Genomic DNA, 22,199 nt, shown 5'->3' with positions numbered 1-22,199 from the left:
TCCAAAAACAGAAAAGCATTAAAATCTTTCTGCAATTGTGAAATACAAAACAGTACTAAGCCGCTTGGCCCTCCTGAGCATATGCACCAACAACACGTGCAACTTGACTCGCAGGAGCATTGACAACCTGAGCAACACGAGTTGCAGGAGTGGAAATCATACCTACAAGCTTTGCCCGCAATTCGTTCAATGAAGGCAACGAAGCTAATGATTTCACAGCATCAACACTCAAACTTGTTGCACCCATTGAACCACCAAGGATGACAAATTGCTCATTTGTTTTTGCAAAATCAACAGCAACTTTCGGTGCTGCAATCGGATCTTCTGAATAAGCAATAAGCGTCTGCCCAATAAACAAATCTCTCATTGATTCAGAATCCGTGCCTTGAAGGGCAATTTTGGCAAGGCGGTTTTTGGCAACTTTAACAGCACCACCTGCTTCGCTCATCTTTGAACGAAGATCGTTCATCTGCGAAACCGTTAAACCAGAATAATGCGCAACAATGACAGAACCAGACTTTTGAAAAGCCTCGTTAAGCCACGTGACAAATTCGCGTTTTTCCGCTCTATTCACTGTTTCTCTCCATTTAACAGGCCTATTATTTAAAACAAACCTGTTGGTTACCTTTGATAACATAAAATCATTCTTCTATGCTACCGATGAGGATCCTGCCCCCTTTTCACGCATAAACGATCAAAGGCAACCTTGGCTCAAACCCTTTAAGTCTCCTAACTTAAAGCTTTTACCCTAGTCTCATGCAGGCTTTCTTTCGATTAAGATACCCAAAGTATCACCCACAATCTCGGACAGGACATCCCGGAATTTCTTCCGGTATGACCTAAGCTTTAAAAAAGCTTAGATAACTGGATGCCGAATGAACCCGACAACCAAAAACTGCAATAATTACTTACAGTAAAACCATAAGTTTGTTCAACCTACTCTGCACAAACTGTTGCAGGATCAATCTTAACTCCAACCCCCATTGTTGAAGAAACTGCAACTCGCTTAATATATTCACCTTTTGCACCTTGCGGCTTAGCTTTAGTAACTGTATCAGCGAAAGCTTTAATATTTTCCACGATTTGATCAACCCCAAAAGAAGCCTTACCAATACCAGCATGCACAATACCAGCTTTTTCAACACGAAACTCAACAGCACCGCCTTTAGAAGCTTTAACAGCAGCAGCAACATCAAGCGTCACAGTACCAACCTTTGGATTTGGCATCAAACTCCGCGGACCAAGAACTTTACCAAGACGACCAACAAGAGGCATCATATCCGGCGTTGCAATACAACGATTAAAGTTAATAACCCCAGCATTAATAGTCTCAAATAAATCTTCAGCGCCTACAATATCAGCACCAGCAGCCTTAGCTTCTTCAGCCTTATCACCACGTGCAAAAACAGCAACACGGATATTTCTTCCTGTCCCATTAGGTAAATGAGCAACACCTCTGACCATTTGATCCGCATGACGAGGATCAACACCTAAGTTCATCGAAATCTCAATTGTTTCATCGAACTTAGCAACCGCACGCTCTTTAACCATTGAAACAGCGTCTGTTAAGGCATAGAGTTTATCAAAATCAATACCTTCACGAATTTTTTTTATTCTCTTTGCTACTTTTACCATAACATTAGCCTACGACTTCTAAACCCATCGAGCGAGCAGAACCTTCAACCATACGCATCGCCGCTTCAATGTCATTTGCATTAAGATCTTTCATTTTTGCTTCTGCAATCAAGTGAATTTTATCACGAGAAATAGTCCCTGCAGATACCTTACCAGGCTCTTTTGAACCAGATTTCAAATTTGCCTCTTTCTTTAAGAAAAATGATACAGGAGGAGTTTTTAAAGAAAATGTAAAAGACTTATCTTGATAATAAGTAATAATTACTGGAATCGGAGCTCCCTTTTCCATTTCTTGCGTAGCCGCATTAAATGCCTTACAGAATTCCATAATATTGATACCACGCTGACCAAGAGCGGGGCCAATTGGAGGAGAAGGACTAGCCGCCCCCGCTGGAACCTGCAATTTTAGCTGCCCTACATTTTTTTTTGCCATAATAATCTGCCTTTATTTTAAACTGGTAAACTGGCAATTTATCACACAGAATACCCGCTGCAGTTGGATAGTTCGGATCATTAAGCCGGCAAAAACCATAAAATCACCTTCTACCTATTATTTTTAAAGCGACCAAACATCACTTTAAGTTCAATCAGAGCTTTTCAACCTGACTAAATTCTAAATCAACAGGCGTAGGACGCCCAAAAATTATCACCTCAACCTTAAGGCGAGAGCGCTCTTCTTCAACCTCTTGAACAATACCATTAAACGAAACAAAAGGCCCATCAGCCACCCGGACCTGCTCACCAACCTCAAATAAAATGGAAGACTTAGGAGACTCAACACCTTCTTGCACCTGTTTAAGAATATGCTCAATCTCCCGATCAGAAATAGGAACAGGCCGTGCATCCGAACCCAAAAAACCTGTTACTTTAGGAGTATTTTTAATGAGGTGATAAACCTCATCTGTTAATTCAGCACAGACTAAAACATAACCCGGAAAAAATTTACGCTCAGAATCGACCCTACGACCCCGACGAACCTCAACAACACGCTCAGTTGGAACAAAAATCTTTTCAAAAAAATGATCAAGCCCTTTTTGTTTTGCTTCTTTTTCAATAGCTTCCGCTACTTTTTTTTCAAAGTTTGAATACGCTTGAACAATATACCAACGAGCAGCCACAGTCACACTTCCTTGTACTATCGACCAAAAAGGTACTTTAGGAGATCAATACCTTGCCACACACCAAAATTTATAACCTGATCCACAACAAAAAAGAAAATCGAAGCAAATGCCGCTAACACCAATACCATAACAGTAGAGACTACTGTTTCACGCCGCGTAGGCCACTTTACTTTAGCCGTTTCCGTAAAAACCTGCTTTAAAAAAGTAATGGGATTGGTTCTAGATGCCATAAGTTACACTACATTCTTTCTAAACTTACCGTAAACCACACAACAAAATACATATAATAAAAACCTAAAAAGCCATAATCAATTTTACGCGGTTATCCTCATTTTATTTACTCAATACCGATTCATACACAAAAAAACAAGTCCTGTATAAAAAAAAGCAAGAAGGAAGTTCAAAAAGACCTCCTTCACTAATAATATGATTAAAAACTATAGACTACATGGCAGGGGCAGCAGGATTCGAACCCGCGACCTGCGGTTTTGGAGACCGCTGCTCTACCAACTGAGCTATACCCCTAATCTTTGAAGCCCCTTTCTTCAAAGCCTTCTCACAATTTATTGATATTATTCAATAATCTTAGAAACGATACCAGCTCCGACAGTACGCCCTCCTTCACGGATAGCGAAACGAAGCTTTTCTTCCATTGCAATCGGAACAATTAAAGAAACATCCATTGCAACATTATCACCCGGCATAACCATTTCCGTACCTTCTGGAAGTGTAACAATTCCTGTCACATCCGTGGTGCGGAAATAAAACTGTGGACGATAATTCGTGAAAAACGGGGTATGACGACCCCCCTCATCTTTCGTCAAAATATAAGCCTCTGCTTTAAACTTGGTATGCGGCGTAACAGAACCAGGCTTTGCCAAAACTTGTCCACGCTCAATCCCTTCACGATCAATACCACGAAGCAATGCACCAATATTATCACCTGCCTGACCTTGATCTAAAAGCTTACGGAACATTTCAACACCTGTAACCGTCGTCTTAGAAGTCGGACGAATACCTATAATCTCGATTTCTTCACCAACTTTAATAATTCCACGCTCAACACGACCCGTTACAACCGTTCCACGCCCAGAGATCGAAAAAACATCCTCTATAGGCATCAAAAATGGCTGATCAACCGGACGCTCAGGCGTTGGGATATAATTATCAACCTCACTCATCAAACGACGAACCGCTTCTTCACCTATACTTTTATCTGAATCCTCAAGAGCTGCTAATGCAGAACCCTTAACTATCGGTATATCATCACCAGGGAAGTCATATTTCGAAAGAAGCTCCCGAACTTCAAGCTCAACAAGCTCTAAAAGCTCAGCATCATCAACCTGATCAACCTTATTCAAAAAAACTACAATCGCAGGAACACCAACCTGACGTGCTAGCAAAATATGCTCACGTGTCTGAGGCATCGGTCCATCAGCTGCTGAAACAACCAAAATCGCACCGTCCATTTGCGCTGCACCTGTGATCATGTTCTTCACATAATCTGCGTGGCCCGGACAATCAACATGCGCATAGTGACGTTGCTCTGTTTCATACTCAACATGCGCTGTTGAAATGGTAATTCCACGGGCACGCTCCTCAGGCGCCGCATCAATTTGATCATACGCTTTAAATTCACCAAAATATTTCGTAATCGCTGCTGTCAATGACGTCTTCCCATGGTCAACGTGACCTATCGTTCCTATATTAACATGCGGCTTCGTACGTTCAAATTTGCTCTTTGCCATCGCCGTCGTTCTCTTGTCTTTTCCGTACCTGAAAAACAGGCCTTTAGAAGTGAATCCCATCGACCTGATATATCAAGTCGATTACTACAACTCTAAGACGAAAATATCCGTCTCATTTATTATGATGAAAGCATACTCCCATCATAGTCATTCGCCTAACCACTAACAACTATTTGGAGCGGGTAGCGGGAATCGAACCCGCATATTCAGCTTGGAAGGCTGCTGCTCTACCATTGAGCTATACCCGCCCATGCACCGACTTTACTGCAATGAATGGTGGAGGGGGTTGGATTCGAACCAACGTAGCATACGCAACGGATTTACAGTCCGCCCCCTTTAACCACTCGGGCACCCCTCCATTCCATCATCGGTAAAGTTGCGCGATAAGGCATTATAGCAACCAATTTTCTTTTGTTCAATTTAAACTGGCCGCGGGGCGGTTATGACGATTACTAGCGTATCTGTCAACAAAATAAATATGGTTCTGTACAAATTTCCTATTAAATTTTTAAACTTTATGTTTTTCTATTACATTTACTTTGAACACGCTATAAGAAAAATATGAAAGAAAAAATCTCTAAAAATTCTTATTCTCGTCATCTTCGTCGCCAATATCGCGATATAAAAAGCGTCACTCGTGTGCCTTCAACACATCTAAAACACCGATCTGCTCCATTAATACGAGGTGCAGTTTACCTTTATGGTATTCATTCAGTTAAAGAAGCACTTAAAAATCCCAAGAGAGTTTTCAATCATCTCTATGCTACACCCAATGCCTTAAAACGATTAAATATAACCGAATCAGACTTACCTTGCCCTTTAAAACTATACCCACCTAAAAAACTTGACGCACTTGTTGGAAAAGACGCAGTTCATCAAGGTGTTGTCTTAGAAACTGAAGCTCTTAAACCACGACATTTATCTGAACTTACAAATACTAACCTTATCATTGTAATGGATCAAATTACCGATCCACATAATGTTGGCGCTATTATGCGTTCTGCAGTTGCATTTAAAGCTGGAGCAATTATCACCACCTATCGTCATTCACCACAAGAAAGCGGTGTGCTTGCCAAAGCAGCTTCTGGAGCTTTAGAGCTTATCGATTACATCACCGTACGAAACCTTGCTGAAGCACTTAAAGAGATTCATCAAGCCGGTTTTAATAGCCTTGGACTTGATTCAGAAGGTGAACTACCTTTAGAAACAGCATTAACAGGTAAAAAAATTGCTCTTATCCTAGGTGCAGAAGGCAAAGGTTTGCGCCAAAAAACACGCGAAACTGTTCATTCATTAGCACGCCTTAATATACCTGGAGATATTAAATCATTAAATGTCTCGAATGCAGCAGCAATAGCACTTTATGCGGTTCATAATTATCTTAAATATTAATTTTTGACTTTTTCCGTGGGCTATTAAAAAAACTAATCAATATAAAACCTGAAATAAGTCCACCAACATGAGCTTCCCATGCTATTAAAATATCACTGTCTCCAAATAGATATGGAAATATACCTGTGAGACAATTAATTATAAGCCACATACCAATATAAACAAGAACAGTCTTTGAACGAAGTGCTTTCTTGATAGGCCAGACAGGACCTAAAAATCTCTCATTGTGCATATTGGAATTAAAAACAGCAAAAAAACCATAACGCGCAATAGCTCCCATCATTCCAGAAATTGCGCCAGACGCTCCAACAAGCGGTATCATATTATCTTGATGAAAAATAAAATAGGTTAACGCAGAAATACCTGCTGTTAACGCCCAAAAAAATAAAAAACGTAAATTACCAAAATGCTTTGCTAAAGGAGATCCAAAAACTAAGAGCCAAACCATATTCATAGCAATATGTCCAAAACTGCCATGCATAAATGAGTAACTAACAATGGTGTAGCAAAACATTAAAGGTTCAGTTTGAAAAAAAACCGGTATAAATGAAAAAAGAATAAGACTTCTAATATATAACTGATCAGAAAGGAAATATTGAGGAATAATATAACCTAAAAAACAAAATACTATCAAAACAATTATAATAAATGGAACATTGAACAATGGTTCTTTAAGTTGTTTTGATAATAACGGAGAGTCATTATGTTGAGAAACAAAACTCCACATTTTTTAAATCCCCATCTGATTTATGTATCAACAGTACTTTGCAAAACCCGAATATATAAACTATTATAAATGAAAAACTAATCTTTGTATTCTTCCAATGCACATTTTAAATACAAAATATTATCTACGTGGTAATATTTGCATCTTATATAAAACACGCTGAAACGCACGTGCATTAAGAAAACCATCTACAGAATTGCTACGTCCTATCAATTTAAATGCGAAGCCTGTATGTGCATATGTACGGAATTCATCTTCAGGAATAAATAAACGTCCCTTTTCAGACACCGTACAACCAACAACGCATACTAGTGCCGATTTTCCACCTGAAACATACCTATAATTGCGATTTTGAGACCATACTAAATTTAAATTAAGATTATCTAAAGCAACCGAAGTTGTTACGATATCAACAACATAACCTTGATTGCTTATCCATTTAGCTCGCATTTCAAGTAGAATTAAAGGATTATCGGTATAATAAAAAACTTCAGAACTGATCTCTGTAACCCGCGTATAATCATTATGCTTGGTAGTTGGCTGACTTGAAAACTGACACCCAGCTAACACAATTATAAATACGAAAGTAAATAATCTGCTTGTTAAACGCAAGGACGAAAGCATGAGAGAACCTTTAATTTCACAATCTGATTATTATAGTTTAAAAAACTATTCTTGCGCCAAGCTTATATAAAACACCCACTAAAAAACAAAGAAACTCTTTAAATTATTGAATTGAAAGAATATCAGAACTCTGCTTGCAATCTTTTAACCATATATCATAAATAGGATGCTCTACAGCGTTCAAACCAGGACTATCTGCAAACATCCATCCTGTAAAAATACGTCGCGTTTCTTTGTTCAATGTTATTTCATCTACTTCAACAAAACCATTAGTACGGGTTGACTCACCTTCGGAACTTGTATAGCATACCCGTGGTGTTACTCGTAAAGCACCATATTGATAAACTTGACCAATAGAGACTTCAAAACGAATAGTCCGGCCAGTAATCTTATCAAGACCTGCAAAAACAACAACTGCATTGCTAACACGTTCAGCTTGCATATCCTTAACGGAGAACAAAATTACTATAATTCCTATTAAATAAACACAAAAAAAACGTCTTACTTCTAACTGTAGGAAAAACTTCATCAAACTAAATCAACTGCATTTAACAAAACTACCTATAAGATAGTGCAACATTTAAAAAACAACATACCATACAAAAAAATACTTCATTTTTTAGGTGACCATGCATGATAATCCTTACGAACAATATGTTCATCATTATAGACAATAGAACCTTTTGGCCGATATGCTTTACTTGTCCCTGTCATATTTGAAATATGAGGCTTTTCCCACTCACGCGATTGATAATTTTCTTCCGTAGGTGGTGTGTTACAACGATGATGAATCCAACCATGCCAACCTGGAGGAATGCTAGAAGCTTCAGAATAATCTTTATAAATCACCCAACGGCGTGGATAACCATCCTTATGGTAACCACCTTCATAATAAACATTTCCTAACTGATCTTCCCCTACACGCTTACCTTTGAGCCACGTAAAAAAACGTGTGTTGATAGTATTACCATTCCACCATGTAAAGGTTTGTTTTAAAAAACCAGCCATTTCCGATTCCACTTCTTTAGCACACCTATAACCTTACTCCTTAGAATAAATTGTTACGATACCTGAAATTACCAAAAAACAAAAAAACTATCATAAAACTCAATCATACCCCCTTTTGAAAAACGAACTCTTATTTCATATTACAAATAAATATCATATCGATAAACTTTCCTCCACCCTATAATATCTAATCTATTTTTAGTTTTGTTTTAACCAATTCATTGACAGCCTGAGGATTTGCCTTGCCTCCTGTTGCTTTCATAACTTGTCCAACAAACCAACCAACTAAAGCAGGCTTTTCTCTTGCTTGAGCAACCTTATCAGAGTTATTGGCAATAATTTCATCAACAACGCCCTTAATAACTTCTGTATCCGTCATTTGTTTCATGCCACGCTCTTCTACAATTTTACGTGGATCTCCACCTTCATTCCAGATAATCTCAAATAAATCTTTGGCAATTTTTCCAGAAATAACCCCCTCTTTAATAAGATCAATAATCGCCCCTAATTGATCTGGAGTAACTGGTGTATCTTCAATTTCACGATTATCTTTATTCAAAGCACCTAAAAGGTCATTAATCACCCAATTGGCAACTATTTTTCCATCACGTCCACGCGCTACTTTTTCAAAATAATCAGCAATTGCTTTTTCTGTTACAAGAATGGATGCGTCATATGCAGTCAACCCCATCTCATTAATAAAGCGTAGTTTTATATCATCAGGAAATTCCGGTAATTCTGAAGCTAAAGCATCTACAAATGCCTGATCAAACTCCAATGGCAAAAGATCAGGATCAGGAAAATAACGATAATCATGCGCCTCTTCCTTTAAACGCATAGATCGTGTTTCACCTTTAGTGGCATCAAACAGTCGAGTTTCCTGATCTATCACACCACCATCTTCTAAAATCGCAATCTGACGACGTGCTTCATATTCAATTGCCTGACCAATAAAGCGAATGGAATTAACATTTTTAATTTCACAACGAGTTCCAAAAGCCTCACCAGGACGACGAACTGATACATTCACATCCGCACGCATAGAGCCCTCATCCATATTACCATCACAAGTACCCAAATAACGAACAATAGTGCGTAATTTCGTCATATAGGCTTTGGCCTCATCTGATGAACGCATATCTGGTTTGGAAACAATTTCCATAAGAGCTACACCAGAGCGATTAAGATCCACAAAAGACATTGTTGGATGCTGATCATGCATAGATTTGCCTGCATCCTGTTCAAGATGCAACCTCTCAATTCCAATTTCAATATCTTCAAATTGACCATTTGAATCCGGCCCAACAGAGATAACAACTTTCCCCTCCCCTACAATCGGATACTGAAATTGCGAAATTTGATAGCCTTGCGGCAAGTCCGGATAAAAATAGTTTTTACGATCAAAAACAGATTTTAAATTAATTTTAGCCTTTAATCCCAAACCAGTCCGAATAGCTTGACGAACACATTCTTGATTAATAACAGGCAACATACCAGGCATAGCCGCATCAATAAACGACACATGATTGTTTGGCTCCGCACCAAATTTAGTTGATGCACCCGAAAAAAGTTTTGAATCTGATATAATCTGCGCATGGACCTCCATGCCAATGATAACTTCCCAATCGCCTGTAGCTCCGGAAATAAAACGCCTAGGATCAGGGGTACGAGTATCAACGATTTCCATTGCTAATCCACTATCAATATTGAAAATACATTCAAGCCGGTTAAAATTATCATAAGTGCAAACTTAAGAATATAAGTCTAATAAAATCCTAGTTTGATTAGACTACTTTTATTATATACAATTAATCCTTTTTAGGTGCTTTCTTTTTAGCGGAAACTTTTTTTACACCTTTTTCTTTCACTGCGGATTTTTTCTTAGTTACACTCTTCTTAGTTAAATCTAATTCGTCATCCTCTTTCATTAACTCCTCAACAGTCACTTTTTTATCTGTGATTTTTATCTGTGCCAACAAATAATCAATGACTTTTTCTTCAAAAATCGGTGCACGTAGGCTCGCTACAGCTTCCGGTGTATTCCGGAAAAAATTCATAATTTCTTTCTCTTGCCCAGGATATTGACGAACCTGATCAAAGATTGCTGCTTGTAACTCATCTTCGCTTACTTTAACATCGGCTCGCACCCCAATCTCAGAAAGTACTAGACCAAGACGAACACGACGCTGAGCAAGCATATGATATTCTTGCCGTGCTTGTTCTTCTGTAGTACCCTCATCTTCAAAACTGCTACCAGCTTTTTGTAAATCGTTATTAACCTGACCCCATATATTATTAAATTCAACTTCCAAAAGGCATTTAGGAATTTCAAAATTATAATCAGCATCTAGTGCATCAAGAATCTGACGCTTAATTTTTTGACGTGTCATTAAGCCATATTTACTCTCAATTTGTCCACGCACAATTTCACGTAAACGATCAAGAGACTCTACACCAAGTTTTTTGGCTGATTCATCATTAACCTGCAATTCATCTGGTTTGAATACAGCTTTAACAGTAATATCAAACACAGCATCTCTACCAGCTAAATGCGCAACACTATAATCATCAGGAAATTTAACAGAAATTGTTGTTGTATCGCCCGCCTTTACACCAACTAATTGCTCCTCAAAACCAGGAATAAATTGTTTCGAACCAAGAATCAATTGCGCATCATTACCTGCTCCATTATCAAATGGAACATTATCAAGTTTACCAATATAATCGATTGTAACGCGATCACCTTCTACAGCAGGAGCATTTTTTTCAGAATAATTACGAGTAGAAGAAAGAACATTCTTTACCTGTTCATCAATCTCCTTCTCGGGAATATCTGCAAGCTCACGGATAACCTTTATGTTCTTAAAGTCTTTAATATCAAACTTTGGTAAAACTTCATACTTCAAATTAAAAACAAAATCAGCCTTGCCATCCAGAACTTCTTTATCCTCTTTTATATCAATGTGCGGCTGTGTTGCAGAACGTTCATTGCGGTCAGCCAAAATGGAGCTTGGAGCATTCTTAATAATCTCATTAAGAACATCAGCCATAAAAGATTTACCATACATTTTCCGCAAATGACTAGCGGGCACTTTACCGGGACGAAAACCATTAAGTTTAATCCTATCTTTGGTTTCATCCAACCGTTCATTCAATTTTATTTCTAAATCTTTTGCTGGAACTACGATTTTAATTTCGCGCTTCAGTCCTTCATTAAGCGTTTCGGTAACTTGCATCGAACAACTTTCATATTTCTGAGGAATGGATAAATCCACTCCGGTAACAATTACACCCCAACACTGTAGTGTTAGATCTACATGAAGCGGATTTTCACATATGCAAAAACCCGTGGTACGTAAGGATTATTTTGGTGCGGATGGAGGGACTCGAACCCCCACGGTCTCCCGCCAGAACCTAAATCTGGTGCGTCTACCAATTTCGCCACATCCGCTTAAACCCGTCAACCAATAACCTCATATAAGCGGCGCTTCTATACCACTCAATCCCAACCAATTAAAGCAAAAAAGAAAGTAAATACATTAAAAACTCAAATATATATACTTCTTATAAATTACAGAAGTAAAATCTATGCTTTTCAGATAGCACTACTTCCATTAAAAGGAGATTATGTCAAATAAATTTAACATTCCAATTCATATCATCGGTGGTGGCCTTGCTGGCAGTGAGGCAAGTTGGCAAATTGCCCAATCAGGAATCCCTGTCATTTTACATGAAATGCGACCAAAAAGAAAATCCGATGCTCATAAAACAGATAAACTTGCAGAACTTGTCTGTTCAAACTCATTTCGTTCAGATGATTCATCCACAAATGCCGTTGGTCTTTTACATGCTGAAATGCGATTAGCCAAATCCCTAATTATGACGGCTGCAGATGCTAATAAAGTGCCAGCAGGAAGTGCTCTTGCTGTTGACCGTGATGGATTTTCCCAAACTGTTACAGAAGCGCTTGAAAATCATCCCCTTATAACTATAGAACGCGAAGAAATTCATAACCTTCCTGAAAACTGGCATAATATTATTATTGCAACAGGTCCCCTTACTTCACCAGCACTTGCACAAACAATACAAGCAATAACAGGAACAGAAGCACTTTCTTTTTTTGATGCTATTGCACCTATCATTTATACTGATAGCATTAATATGGACATCTGTTGACATCAATCTCGCTATGACAAAATCGGCCCTGAAAAAACTGAAAAAGATTACCTTAACTGCCCCCTTAATAGAAAACAATATGAAACATTTGTTCAAACACTGAAAAGTGCAGAAAAAATAGAATTTCGTCAATTTGAAAAGACACCCTATTTTGATGGATGCCTACCAATTGAAGTGATGGCTGAACGTGGCCTTGAAACCCTCAGATATGGGCCCATGAAACCTATAGGACTAACGAACGCTCATAATCCTACAGTTAAACCCTATGCTGTTGTTCAATTACGTCAAGACAACACACTTGGAACTCTTTACAATATGGTTGGTTTTCAAACAAAACTAAAATATGGTGAACAAATTCGTATTTTCAGGACAATACCTGGACTTGAAAAAGCAGAATTCACACGCCTTGGTGGTCTGCACCGCAATACTTATCTCAATTCACCAATCATTCTTGATAAAAGTCTTCGTTTAAAACAAAGGCCTCAATTACGTTTTGCTGGACAAATCACAGGTTGTGAAGGTTACGTAGAATCATCTGCAATTGGACTTTTAGCTGGGCGTTTTGCCGTTGCTGAATATAAGAATACCTGTCCTTCTTTACCACCAAAAACTACAGCATTTGGAGCTCTTTTAAACCATATTACTGGTGGACACATTGCGACTCAAGAAACAGGAAAACAATCTTTCCAGCCAATGAATATCAATTTTGGTCTTTTTCCACCTATTGACTGCGTTCATCACTTAGAAAAACGTTTATCTAGCAAAGAAAAAAAACTAGCGAAAAAACAAGCTATAATTACACGAGCCTTAAATGATTGTATTCAGTGGTTAACACATGAAGAATCAAAATAATCTCTAAACTAATCATTATCTTTTTAATCTTAGTAAAGCACTCATTACTTCTGTCTTTAGCCCATTAAACAAACTTTAATTAACCTTAAAACAGCGGGTCATTCAATACATTGCAGTATTAAATAGAGTTAAAAAGCTATTCTAGATCTGCCTATAATCTAATATTTCAGTACTTCAATAGATCGCTTGTATGAATAAACTCATGATAATTATTAACACAACTTGAATTATCAACTATTATTCATAATAGATATATAACTTGTAATCGAGCGCTTTATTTAAAATATAAGGTAAATATATTTTTGAATATACAGCTATTACCCCATCTCAATATTTAAAAGGACCTTTTTAATAAATAGCCCTAATAATAATATAAACCGCCCTTGCTTCTGCAAAGTCATGCAAAAGTACTAAAAAAACCCGATTATACATAAATCGGGTTTTTTCATGTAGCTCAATTATTTTTTATTAACGGCCTCTTTAAGGCTTTTACCTGCGGAAAATTTAGGTACAGAGCGCGCTGGAATATGAATTTCAGCACCTGTTGAAGGGTTACGCCCTTTTGTAGCAGCACGTTTAGAAACTTCAAAAGAACCAAAACCTGGAAGACGAACATCACCTCCTGAAGCTAAAGCTTCTGTTACAGAAGCGATAAAAGCATCAAGAATTGAACCAGCCTGTGCTTTTGAAACACCTGCTTTTTCAGCAATAGAATTAACCAATTCACTTTTATTCATTGAATATTTCCTTTCCCTATATTAGTCGGACAATATAATTCACCCGATCTTCAATAAGTTTATTGAAAAGCGCAGCAAACAGAAGTTTTATTTTCTTTGAAAATATTGTTTTTTAGCATTAATCACAGTTATTCACGGAATTTTTCATTTTTTTTCTAAAATAAATAAAGTAGTAACCCTAAAAATGGACTTCACGGTCTTTAAAATTTACAAATTATAAAACAAAATAAGAATCAGTGCGCTACCGGTACCCCTTCATTATCGCTTTCCGTTCTGATAGATGTAGACACTGTAGAAGGCTCTGTCCATTCAATTGCTTCAGGAAAACGAACCAAAGCGTGTTTAAGAACTTCACTCACATGACTTACTGGAATAATCTCCATATTATTTTTGACGTCATCAGGAATATCAATCAAATCTTTTGCATTTTCCTCAGGAATAAGTACCTTTTTAATACCTCCTCGAAGAGCCGCAAGTAATTTCTCTTTCAATCCACCAATCGGCAAAACGCGCCCACGTAAGGTAATCTCACCAGTCATAGCAATGTCCTTATGAACAGGGATCTCTGTCAATACTGAAACAATTGCCGTTACCATCGCAATTCCAGCCGATGGACCATCTTTTGGCGTAGCACCTTCTGGAACATGAACATGGATATCACGCTTATCAAAAAGAGGTGGCTCGATACCAAAATCAACGGCACGGAAACGCACATAAGATGCTGCCGCAGAAATTGATTCTTTCATGATATCTCGCAAATTCCCAGTAACAGTCATTTTGCCTTTACCTGGCATCATAACACCTTCAATAGTCAACAGCTCTCCACCAACTTCGGTCCACGCAAGTCCAGTAACAACACCAATTTGATTTTCACCCTCAATCTGACCAAAGCGATAACGCTTCGTTCCCAAAAAATCATTAATATTATCTTCTGTAATTTCTATAGATTTTTGATTCGTTTTAAGAATTTTTGTAACCGATTTACGCGCCATCTTCATTAATTCACGCTCAAGGTTACGAACACCGGCTTCACGTGTGTAAAACTGGATAACCGATTTTATAGCACCATCAGAAACACTAAACTCTTTTTTAGATAAAGAATGATCTTTCAATGCCTTTGGCAAGAGGTGTCGCTTAACAATCTCTACCTTTTCACATTCAGTATAACCAGCAATACGAATAATCTCCATCCGATCCATTAGCGGCCCTGGAATATTAAGCGTATTTGCAGTTGCAATAAACATCACATCAGAAAGATCATATTCCACTTCTAAATAATGATCAATAAATGTACTATTCTGCTCAGGATCAAGTACTTCCAATAAAGCTGAAGCGGGATCTCCACGGAAATCTTGCCCCATCTTATCAATTTCATCAAGCAAAAAAAGAGGATTAGTCTTTTTAGACTTTTTCATAGATTGAATAACTTTTCCAGGCATGGAACCAATATAAGTTCGGCGATGCCCGCGAATTTCTGCCTCATCCCGAACACCTCCTAATGAGATGCGGACATATTCACGGCCTGTTGCCTTTGCAATGGAACGTGCAAGTGATGTCTTTCCAACACCAGGAGGACCCAAAAGACAAATAATAGGACCTTTTATTTTGGCTGATCGACTTTGTACTGCTAAATATTCAACAATTCGTTCTTTAATTTTCTCAAGACCAAAATGCTCATTGTCCATGACTTTTTCAGCAAAATTCAAATCATTTTTAATCTTCGACTTCTTGCCCCAAGGTATAGTTAAAAGCCAATCAAGATAGTTACGTACAACTGTTGCTTCCGCAGACATAGGAGACATATTACGTAGTTTTCTGAGCTCTGCACCAGCCTTTGCACGTGCCTCTTTTGAAAGCTTTGTCTTTTTAATACGATCTTCTAATTCAGATAACTCATCACGGCTATCATCACCCGCTCCCAGTTCTTTCTGAATAGCTTTCATTTGCTCATTGAGATAATATTCCCGTTGAGTTTTTTCCATCTGCCGTTTGACATGTGAACGAATACGTTTCTCAACTTGTAAAACAGAAATTTCCCCTTCCATGAAGAAAAGTATACGTTCAAGACGATCACGAACAGATAACAATGCCAAAATTTCTTGTTTTTCTGAAAGTTTTATCACCAAATGTGAAGCAATAGTATCAGCAAGCTTAGAAGGATCATCAATCTGGCTGATAGCACTTACAACTTCAGGAGAAATTTTTTTATTAAGTTTTACATAATTTTCAAAATAAACAACCACTGATCGAGAAAGAGCTTCAATCTCAACCTCATTCTCTTCAGACTCTTCTATAATAGTTGCATAAGCTTGATGATAATTTTCATTTTCAGTAAATTGATTAATTTTCGCACGCGCAGTCCCCTCAACCAAAACTTTTACAGTTCCATCAGGAAGTTTTAAAAGTTGAAGAACATTGGCAAAAGTACCAATATCATAAATATCTTCTGATTTTGGATCATCGTCAGAAGCATTTTTTTGTGTGGCTAATAATATCTGCTTATCTACTATCATCGTTTCTTCAAGAGCGTGAATTGATTTCTCTCGACCAACAAAAAGCGGAACAATCATATGTGGAAAAACAACAATATCACGAAGCGGTAAAACAGCGTAAAGTTCTTTTGTTACCTTTTTTGTCTTTTCATCAATATGTTGCATATTTTTCCTTTCTGGAGCCTATAATTCACCCCCACATAAGCTTATCTCTAGAAAATAGCAGCTTCTCTATAATAAATGAAGTAGTAATTACGAATAAATAAATCAAGCATTACGCTATAATACTTCAGAAGATCCACTTAAAATAGTACTCATTAACGATATTTACTATAACGTCATGCTGATACGTTTTCTTTATCTTCTGTACACTCCGAATAAATGTAAAGAGGGCGAGCTTTTCCTTCAACTACATCACTTGAGATCACCACCTTTTGAACCCCTTCAAGAGTTGGCAATTCAAACATAGTATCAAGAAGAATTTTTTCCATAATAGAGCGCAAACCGCGTGCTCCAGTCTTACGCTCAATCGCTTTATTGGCGATAACGCGTAAAGCATCTTCATGAAATGTTAATTCAACATTTTCCATCTCAAAAAGACGTTTATACTGCTTAACCAACGCATTTTTTGGCTGCGATAAAATTTGAACAAGCGCATTAATATCTAAATCTTCTAAAGTAGCTATAATAGGAAGACGGCCAATAAACTCTGGTATTAAACCAAACTTTACAAGATCTTCAGGCTCTAAATCATGAAAAATTTCACCAACCCGACGCTCATCGGGAGCCTTCACAGTAGCAGAAAAACCTATTGAAGTTTTTTCACCACGCCCTGAAATAATTCGCTCTAAACCAGCAAAAGCGCCTCCGCAAATAAACAAAATATTTGTCGTATCAACCTGAAGAAACTCTTGTTGTGGATGCTTACGCCCACCTTGGGGAGGAACAGAAGCCACTGTCCCCTCCATAATTTTCAACAATGCTTGCTGAACCCCCTCACCTGAAACATCTCTTGTAATAGAAGGATTGTCAGCTTTACGAGAAATTTTATCAACTTCGTCAATATAAACAATGCCACGTTGTGCACGCTCAACATTATAATCTGCAGATTGTAGAAGTTTTAAAATAATATTTTCAACATCCTCACCCACATAACCTGCTTCAGTCAAAGTGGTTGCATCTGCCATAGTAAAGGGCACATCAATAATGCGTGCCAATGTTTGTGCAAGATAGGTTTTACCACATCCTGTTGGACCAACAAGAAGAATATTCGATTTAGATAATTCAATATCATTATTTTTAGATTGATGTGCAAGGCGCTTATAATGGTTATGAACAGCAACAGAAAGAACACGCTTTGCATACCGTTGACCAATAACATAGTCATCAAGAACTGTTAAAATTTCTTGTGGAGTAGGAACACCATCACGTGCTTTGACCCCTGAAGATTTATTTTCTTCACGGATAATATCTGTACAAAGTTCTACACATTCATCACAAATGAATACAGTAGGTCCTGCAATGAGTTTACGCACTTCGTGCTGGCTTTTGCCGCAGAATGAGCAATAGAGAGTATTTTTCGATTCGCCCCCACTATTGCTAACTTTGCTCATCTCATTTTCCTTTCACCTCAATATCTGAACTTTATCTTCTTAAAGAGGTTTTTTATAACGACAATCCCAAATATATACAAAACTACAATTATCACAATATTTTTGGGTGTTTTCTTATTATTTTATGACAAATTCTATAAAATCTATATTTTAAAATAGCTATTTTAAAGGCAATTTTTATGTACTTCACAATTAGCTACTTTTTCTATAAAAATTCTTAATCTGTTTCTTCTTTTTCAGTTACCGTGCGATATTGTATAACATCGTCAATTAAACCGAATTTTTTAGATTCTTCTGCTGTCATAAAATGATCGCGATCAAGAGTTTTTTCAATAATTTCATAATCCTGACCTGTATGTTGAACATAAATTTCATTTAAACGTTGTTTCATCTTTATAATATCTTGCGCATGCCGTTCAATATCAGAGACCTGCCCCTGAAAACCACCAGACGGTTGATGTACCATGATACGTGCATTTGGCAACGAGAAACGGTGACCTTTTGCTCCAGCTGTTAAAAGTAATGACCCCATAGATGCTGCTTGCCCCATGCATAAAGTAGAAACAGGAGGACGAATAAACTGCATAGTGTCATAAATCGCCATTCCAGATGTTACCACACCACCTGGTGAATTAATATAAAGGCTGATTTCCTTTTTAGGGTTTTCCGCTTCTAAAAAAAGCAATTGAGCGCACACAAGCATTGCCATACCATCTTCAACAGGACCATTAATGAAAATGATTCGCTCTTTCAGGAGACGGGAAAAAATATCATAAGCACGTTCACCACGATTAGTCTGTTCAACAACCATAGGAACCAGATTTAGTGCTGTTTTTATTGGATCGCTCATATTTTTACTTCCATTAATAAAAATTGCTATTGACGCATATAATTGTCTCAGTCATAGGCTAGCTAATACTCCCTAACGCAAGCCACAATTAACCATGGTTAAATAGTATTAAAACTCCAATAGTTAAAATAGTTATAAGAACCCTACCTCAACAAATTATGAGCATCAAACATGCGCAATTTTGCCTAATGCTAAAAACTCTTTCCTTGAATAAGATATTTCTGACATTTTGTATAATGAAACTTTTACAAGCTAGCTTATTCACTATTTCAAAATTAAAAGCTAAATTAAAAACCCTCTCAGTTTTGCACCCTATTTAATAATAAAATTTTCTTGTTTATGAAAAAATTATATTATTTAGTTAATCATGCAATACCATCATTGCCAGGTATCGTTATTCCAAACCTTCTTGGTAGAATTAGGCATTTTTCTTTTTTATTAATTAGGTACTTAAAAATATTCTAAGCTTACACGAAATAATTGTTCAACATCACGAACACTATCAGTAAGAGCAAACATCACTACTCGATCACCCGGTAAAATACGCGTATCTGCTAAAAGCTGTATAATTGTATTATTGCGATAAATTGCACCAATCCTTAAACCATCTGATAACTTGAGCTCTGATAAGGACTTACCAATTAGTGAGGAAGTCTGCATTGCTTCAGCTTCAATAATTTCTGCAGCACCATTAAAAACAGAATGGACTGCACGAATACGTCCACGACGCATTTGCTGTAAAACTTTTGATACAGTAACACTACGAGGATTTAAGTGCGCATCTACACCAACTGTACGGCTAAATTCCTGATAAGTAACATTATTAATCAAAACCATGTTGGCTTTGCACCCCAGTCTTTTAGCTATAATAGCGCTTAAAAGATTAACCTGATCTTGATTAGTCAATGTAATCATCAAATCAGCTTGGTCAATTCCAGCTTCTTGAAGAATTACCGGATCTAACACATTACCATATAAAACAGTTGTTTTTTCGAGTTGATCGGCAATTGTTAGTGCTCTTTCTTTATCTGCCTCTATAATTTTCAATTTTAACTTATGCAGACGCTTTTCAATAGCCTGAGCAACGTATAAACCAATGTGACCACCCCCTGCAATAATTATGCGATGTGCCTCCTGTTCTTTATGACCAAAAAGTCCAACTGCACGACGTACCTGATCGCGAGCCGCAATAAGATAAGTAACATCACCAACGCGCAATTGCGTATCTGAATGCGCTACTAGTAATTCTGAACCACGTTTAATAGCAGTAACTGTTGTTCTAAGATCGGGAAAAAGCTCCGTTAACTGGCGTAAAGGTGTATTAATGACTGGGCAATCCTCCATACACTCCAAAGCAAACGCAACGACATCATCATTACAAAAATAGAGAACATCTACCGCCCCAGGCAAAGCAATACGTCGTAGAACCATTTCCCCAACTTCAACTTCTGGCGAAATAACGACATCAATAGGAATATTCTCCCTTGCAAACAGAGTTTTATAACGTGGATCTAAATACGATTGTGAACGAATACGAGCTATTTTAGTTGGAACATTAAATAATGAATGTGCCACCTGACAAGCCACCATATTGACTTCATCAAATAAAGTTACTGCGATCAGCATATCAGCTTCATCAGCACCTGCAGCCAAAAGAACTTCAGGGTGTGAACCATGACCAACAAAACTTCTAACATCTAATGCATCGCGAATTTTTTCAACCAATCTCGCTTCAACATCTATAACAGTTATATCATGATTCTCAGCAGAAAGACGCTCTGCTATCCCATAACCAACCTGCCCTGCCCCACAAATAATAACACGCATAATTTATGAAACTCCAAGCGCTTTAAGTTTACGATGTAAAGCTGAGCGTTCCATACCTATGAATTCAGCAGTACGAGATATATTCCCACCCAAACGTCCGATCTGTGCTACTAAATATCTCTTTTCAAATAATTCACGTGCTTCACGCAATGGTAAATCCATTATATTTTCATCTGTATCTATTTTAACACGTGGAAAAGAATCACTCACTTCAACAGGAAGTAACTCTGTTGTTATTGGTTCATCATCACGCACAAGAATGAGGAGACGCTCAATATTATTACGTAATTGGCGCACATTACCTGGCCATGTATGTGCTTGCAAAACAGCTATAACATCATCACTGATTTCACGTGGTTTAATACCAAGTTGATGTGATATGATTCTAACAAAATGTCGAACAAGCTCAGGAATATCTTCACGACGTGCAGAAAGTGGTGGAACAGCAATGGGAACAACTGCAAGACGATGAAAGAGATCTTCTCTAAATCGCCCATCAGAAATTAAATTTTCAATATTTTGTGCTGTTGAAGAAATTACACGAACGTCCACTTTGACACGCTTTGTACCACCAACTCTCTCAAATGTTTGTGTCGTTAACACTTGAAGAATCTTACCCTGAGTTTCACGCGGCATATCAGAAATTTCATCAATATATAATATTCCACCGTGAGCCTCTTCCAATGCACCGACCTTGCGTTCACTGCCTTCTATTTCATTGCCAAATAATTCTATTTCCATCCTTTCGGGAACAATCGTTGCGGCATTTATCGTAACAAATGGTCCATTAGAACGCGTTGAAAGTGCGTGAATAGTACGCGCCACCATTTCTTTCCCTGCCCCTGAAGGACCTGTAATCATAATACGACTATTAGTCGGCGCTACTTTTTCTATAACTTGGCGCAAATGCTTCATAACAGTCGATGTTCCAAGCAATTCTTGTATCTCACTTGAGCGTTGCCGTAATTCTAAAAGCTCACGTTTTAATTTTGAATTTTCAAGAGTTCGTTCAGCAACCAAGATAAGGCGATCAGTTTTAAAAGGCTTTTCAATGAAATCATACGCACCTCGCTTTATAGCAGAAACAGCTGTTTCAATATTACCATGACCCGAAATCATCACTACTGGAAGAGAGGGATGTCGAGCTTTGATTTCATCAAGCAATGCCAAACCATCAAGACGACTTCCTTGCAACCAAATATCTAGAAAAATCAGCTTTGGAACACGCTCATTAATTTGTGCTAATGCTTCATCAGCATGACACGCAACACGTGTTTCATAACCTTCATCATTCAAAATACCAGCAATAAGCTCACGAATATCTGCTTCATCATCAACAATTAAGATATCTGCTACCATCTCATTCCCTTATCTTATGATTTGTGCCACACTTCTTG

General features: G+C 37.6%; 19 protein-coding genes, 4 tRNA genes and 1 pseudogene. 2 read left to right on the top strand and 22 right to left on the bottom strand.

What is annotated here, in order from left to right; genetic code table 11:
• Nucleotides 1-55 precede the first annotated feature (55 nt).
• The 9 genes from rplJ to BWD121_RS01785 all read right to left on the bottom strand — a co-directional run bounded on the left by rplJ (nucleotide 56) and on the right by BWD121_RS01785 (nucleotide 4,862).
• Nucleotides 56-574: a 50S ribosomal protein L10 gene (rplJ, locus tag BWD121_RS01825; protein ID WP_078663143.1), complete on the bottom strand. Its 519-nt coding sequence runs from the start codon at nucleotides 572-574 to the stop codon at nucleotides 56-58.
• A 362-nt stretch (nucleotides 575-936) separates the two neighbouring features.
• The gene (rplA, locus tag BWD121_RS01820; RefSeq protein WP_078663142.1) at nucleotides 937-1,635 is read right to left on the bottom strand and encodes a 50S ribosomal protein L1; all 699 of its coding nucleotides are present in this window, start codon (nucleotides 1,633-1,635) and stop codon (nucleotides 937-939) included.
• 4 nt (nucleotides 1,636-1,639) lie between these two features.
• Entirely contained in the window at nucleotides 1,640-2,068 is a 429-nt protein-coding gene (gene rplK, locus BWD121_RS01815; protein ID WP_007477594.1) for a 50S ribosomal protein L11, read from the bottom strand.
• A 154-nt stretch (nucleotides 2,069-2,222) separates the two neighbouring features.
• Nucleotides 2,223-2,753 (bottom strand): transcription termination/antitermination protein NusG, encoded by a 531-nt coding sequence (gene nusG / locus BWD121_RS01810; RefSeq protein ID WP_078663141.1) that lies wholly within the window; start codon nucleotides 2,751-2,753, stop codon nucleotides 2,223-2,225.
• 17 nt (nucleotides 2,754-2,770) lie between these two features.
• Nucleotides 2,771-2,986 carry a preprotein translocase subunit SecE gene (gene secE / locus BWD121_RS01805; protein ID WP_078663140.1) on the bottom strand — a complete coding sequence of 72 codons (216 nt, stop codon included), beginning with the start codon at nucleotides 2,984-2,986 and terminating at the stop codon, nucleotides 2,771-2,773.
• Between the two features lie 219 nt (nucleotides 2,987-3,205).
• Nucleotides 3,206-3,281: transfer RNA gene (locus tag BWD121_RS01800), tRNA-Trp, on the bottom strand.
• Between the two features lie 47 nt (nucleotides 3,282-3,328).
• Entirely contained in the window at nucleotides 3,329-4,504 is a 1,176-nt protein-coding gene (gene tuf / locus BWD121_RS01795) for an elongation factor Tu (RefSeq protein WP_078663139.1), read from the bottom strand.
• Between the two features lie 174 nt (nucleotides 4,505-4,678).
• Nucleotides 4,679-4,752, bottom strand: a tRNA-Gly gene (locus tag BWD121_RS01790).
• 26 nt (nucleotides 4,753-4,778) lie between these two features.
• Nucleotides 4,779-4,862 (bottom strand) — tRNA-Tyr (locus BWD121_RS01785).
• A 203-nt stretch (nucleotides 4,863-5,065) separates the two neighbouring features.
• Between BWD121_RS01785 and BWD121_RS01780 the strand changes: the two genes are divergently transcribed.
• Nucleotides 5,066-5,896 carry an RNA methyltransferase gene (locus BWD121_RS01780; RefSeq protein ID WP_078663138.1) on the top strand — a complete coding sequence of 277 codons (831 nt, stop codon included), beginning with the start codon at nucleotides 5,066-5,068 and terminating at the stop codon, nucleotides 5,894-5,896.
• Here the strand turns inward: BWD121_RS01780 and BWD121_RS01775 are convergent.
• From BWD121_RS01775 to BWD121_RS01745, 7 genes are all read right to left on the bottom strand, one after another.
• Entirely contained in the window at nucleotides 5,886-6,623 is a 738-nt protein-coding gene (locus BWD121_RS01775; RefSeq protein ID WP_078663137.1) for a rhomboid family intramembrane serine protease, read from the bottom strand. The genes BWD121_RS01780 and BWD121_RS01775 overlap by 11 nt on opposite strands.
• Before the next feature lie 120 nt (nucleotides 6,624-6,743).
• Entirely contained in the window at nucleotides 6,744-7,247 is a 504-nt protein-coding gene (locus BWD121_RS01770; RefSeq protein ID WP_078663136.1) for a hypothetical protein, read from the bottom strand.
• A gap of 103 nt (nucleotides 7,248-7,350) precedes the next feature.
• Nucleotides 7,351-7,776 (bottom strand): DUF2155 domain-containing protein, encoded by a 426-nt coding sequence (locus BWD121_RS01765; protein ID WP_078663135.1) that lies wholly within the window; start codon nucleotides 7,774-7,776, stop codon nucleotides 7,351-7,353.
• An 83-nt stretch (nucleotides 7,777-7,859) separates the two neighbouring features.
• The gene (locus BWD121_RS01760) at nucleotides 7,860-8,255 is read right to left on the bottom strand and encodes an NADH:ubiquinone oxidoreductase subunit NDUFA12 (RefSeq protein WP_078663134.1); all 396 of its coding nucleotides are present in this window, start codon (nucleotides 8,253-8,255) and stop codon (nucleotides 7,860-7,862) included.
• A 187-nt stretch (nucleotides 8,256-8,442) separates the two neighbouring features.
• Entirely contained in the window at nucleotides 8,443-9,942 is a 1,500-nt protein-coding gene (gatB, locus tag BWD121_RS01755; protein ID WP_078663133.1) for an Asp-tRNA(Asn)/Glu-tRNA(Gln) amidotransferase subunit GatB, read from the bottom strand.
• A 121-nt stretch (nucleotides 9,943-10,063) separates the two neighbouring features.
• The gene (gene tig, locus BWD121_RS01750) at nucleotides 10,064-11,491 is read right to left on the bottom strand and encodes a trigger factor (protein ID WP_078663132.1); all 1,428 of its coding nucleotides are present in this window, start codon (nucleotides 11,489-11,491) and stop codon (nucleotides 10,064-10,066) included.
• 132 nt (nucleotides 11,492-11,623) lie between these two features.
• Nucleotides 11,624-11,706: transfer RNA gene (locus BWD121_RS01745), tRNA-Leu, on the bottom strand.
• 176 nt (nucleotides 11,707-11,882) lie between these two features.
• Between BWD121_RS01745 and trmFO the strand changes: the two are divergent.
• A pseudogene (gene trmFO / locus BWD121_RS01740) lies at nucleotides 11,883-13,283 on the top strand (methylenetetrahydrofolate--tRNA-(uracil(54)-C(5))-methyltransferase (FADH(2)-oxidizing) TrmFO).
• A gap of 458 nt (nucleotides 13,284-13,741) precedes the next feature.
• Here the strand turns inward: trmFO and BWD121_RS01735 are convergent.
• From BWD121_RS01735 to BWD121_RS01710, 6 genes are all read right to left on the bottom strand, one after another.
• Nucleotides 13,742-14,020: an HU family DNA-binding protein gene (locus BWD121_RS01735; protein ID WP_078663131.1), complete on the bottom strand. Its 279-nt coding sequence runs from the start codon at nucleotides 14,018-14,020 to the stop codon at nucleotides 13,742-13,744.
• Between the two features lie 233 nt (nucleotides 14,021-14,253).
• Entirely contained in the window at nucleotides 14,254-16,677 is a 2,424-nt protein-coding gene (lon, locus tag BWD121_RS01730) for an endopeptidase La (protein ID WP_078663130.1), read from the bottom strand.
• A gap of 173 nt (nucleotides 16,678-16,850) precedes the next feature.
• Nucleotides 16,851-18,125 carry an ATP-dependent Clp protease ATP-binding subunit ClpX gene (gene clpX, locus BWD121_RS01725; protein WP_078663129.1) on the bottom strand — a complete coding sequence of 425 codons (1,275 nt, stop codon included), beginning with the start codon at nucleotides 18,123-18,125 and terminating at the stop codon, nucleotides 16,851-16,853.
• 217 nt (nucleotides 18,126-18,342) lie between these two features.
• Nucleotides 18,343-18,975: an ATP-dependent Clp endopeptidase proteolytic subunit ClpP gene (gene clpP / locus BWD121_RS01720; protein ID WP_078663128.1), complete on the bottom strand. Its 633-nt coding sequence runs from the start codon at nucleotides 18,973-18,975 to the stop codon at nucleotides 18,343-18,345.
• 450 nt (nucleotides 18,976-19,425) lie between these two features.
• Nucleotides 19,426-20,802, bottom strand: a complete 1,377-nt coding sequence (gene trkA, locus BWD121_RS01715; RefSeq protein WP_078663127.1) for a Trk system potassium transporter TrkA — start codon at nucleotides 20,800-20,802, stop codon at nucleotides 19,426-19,428.
• A gap of 3 nt (nucleotides 20,803-20,805) precedes the next feature.
• Nucleotides 20,806-22,161: a sigma-54 dependent transcriptional regulator gene (locus BWD121_RS01710; RefSeq protein ID WP_078663126.1), complete on the bottom strand. Its 1,356-nt coding sequence runs from the start codon at nucleotides 22,159-22,161 to the stop codon at nucleotides 20,806-20,808.
• Nucleotides 22,162-22,199 lie beyond the last annotated feature (38 nt).

Source organism: Bartonella sp. WD12.1 (assembly GCF_002022415.1).
Classification (GTDB): domain Bacteria; phylum Pseudomonadota; class Alphaproteobacteria; order Rhizobiales; family Rhizobiaceae; genus Bartonella.
Note: the sequence above shows the minus strand (reverse complement) of the source record. Positions and strands in the feature narration are given on the sequence as shown.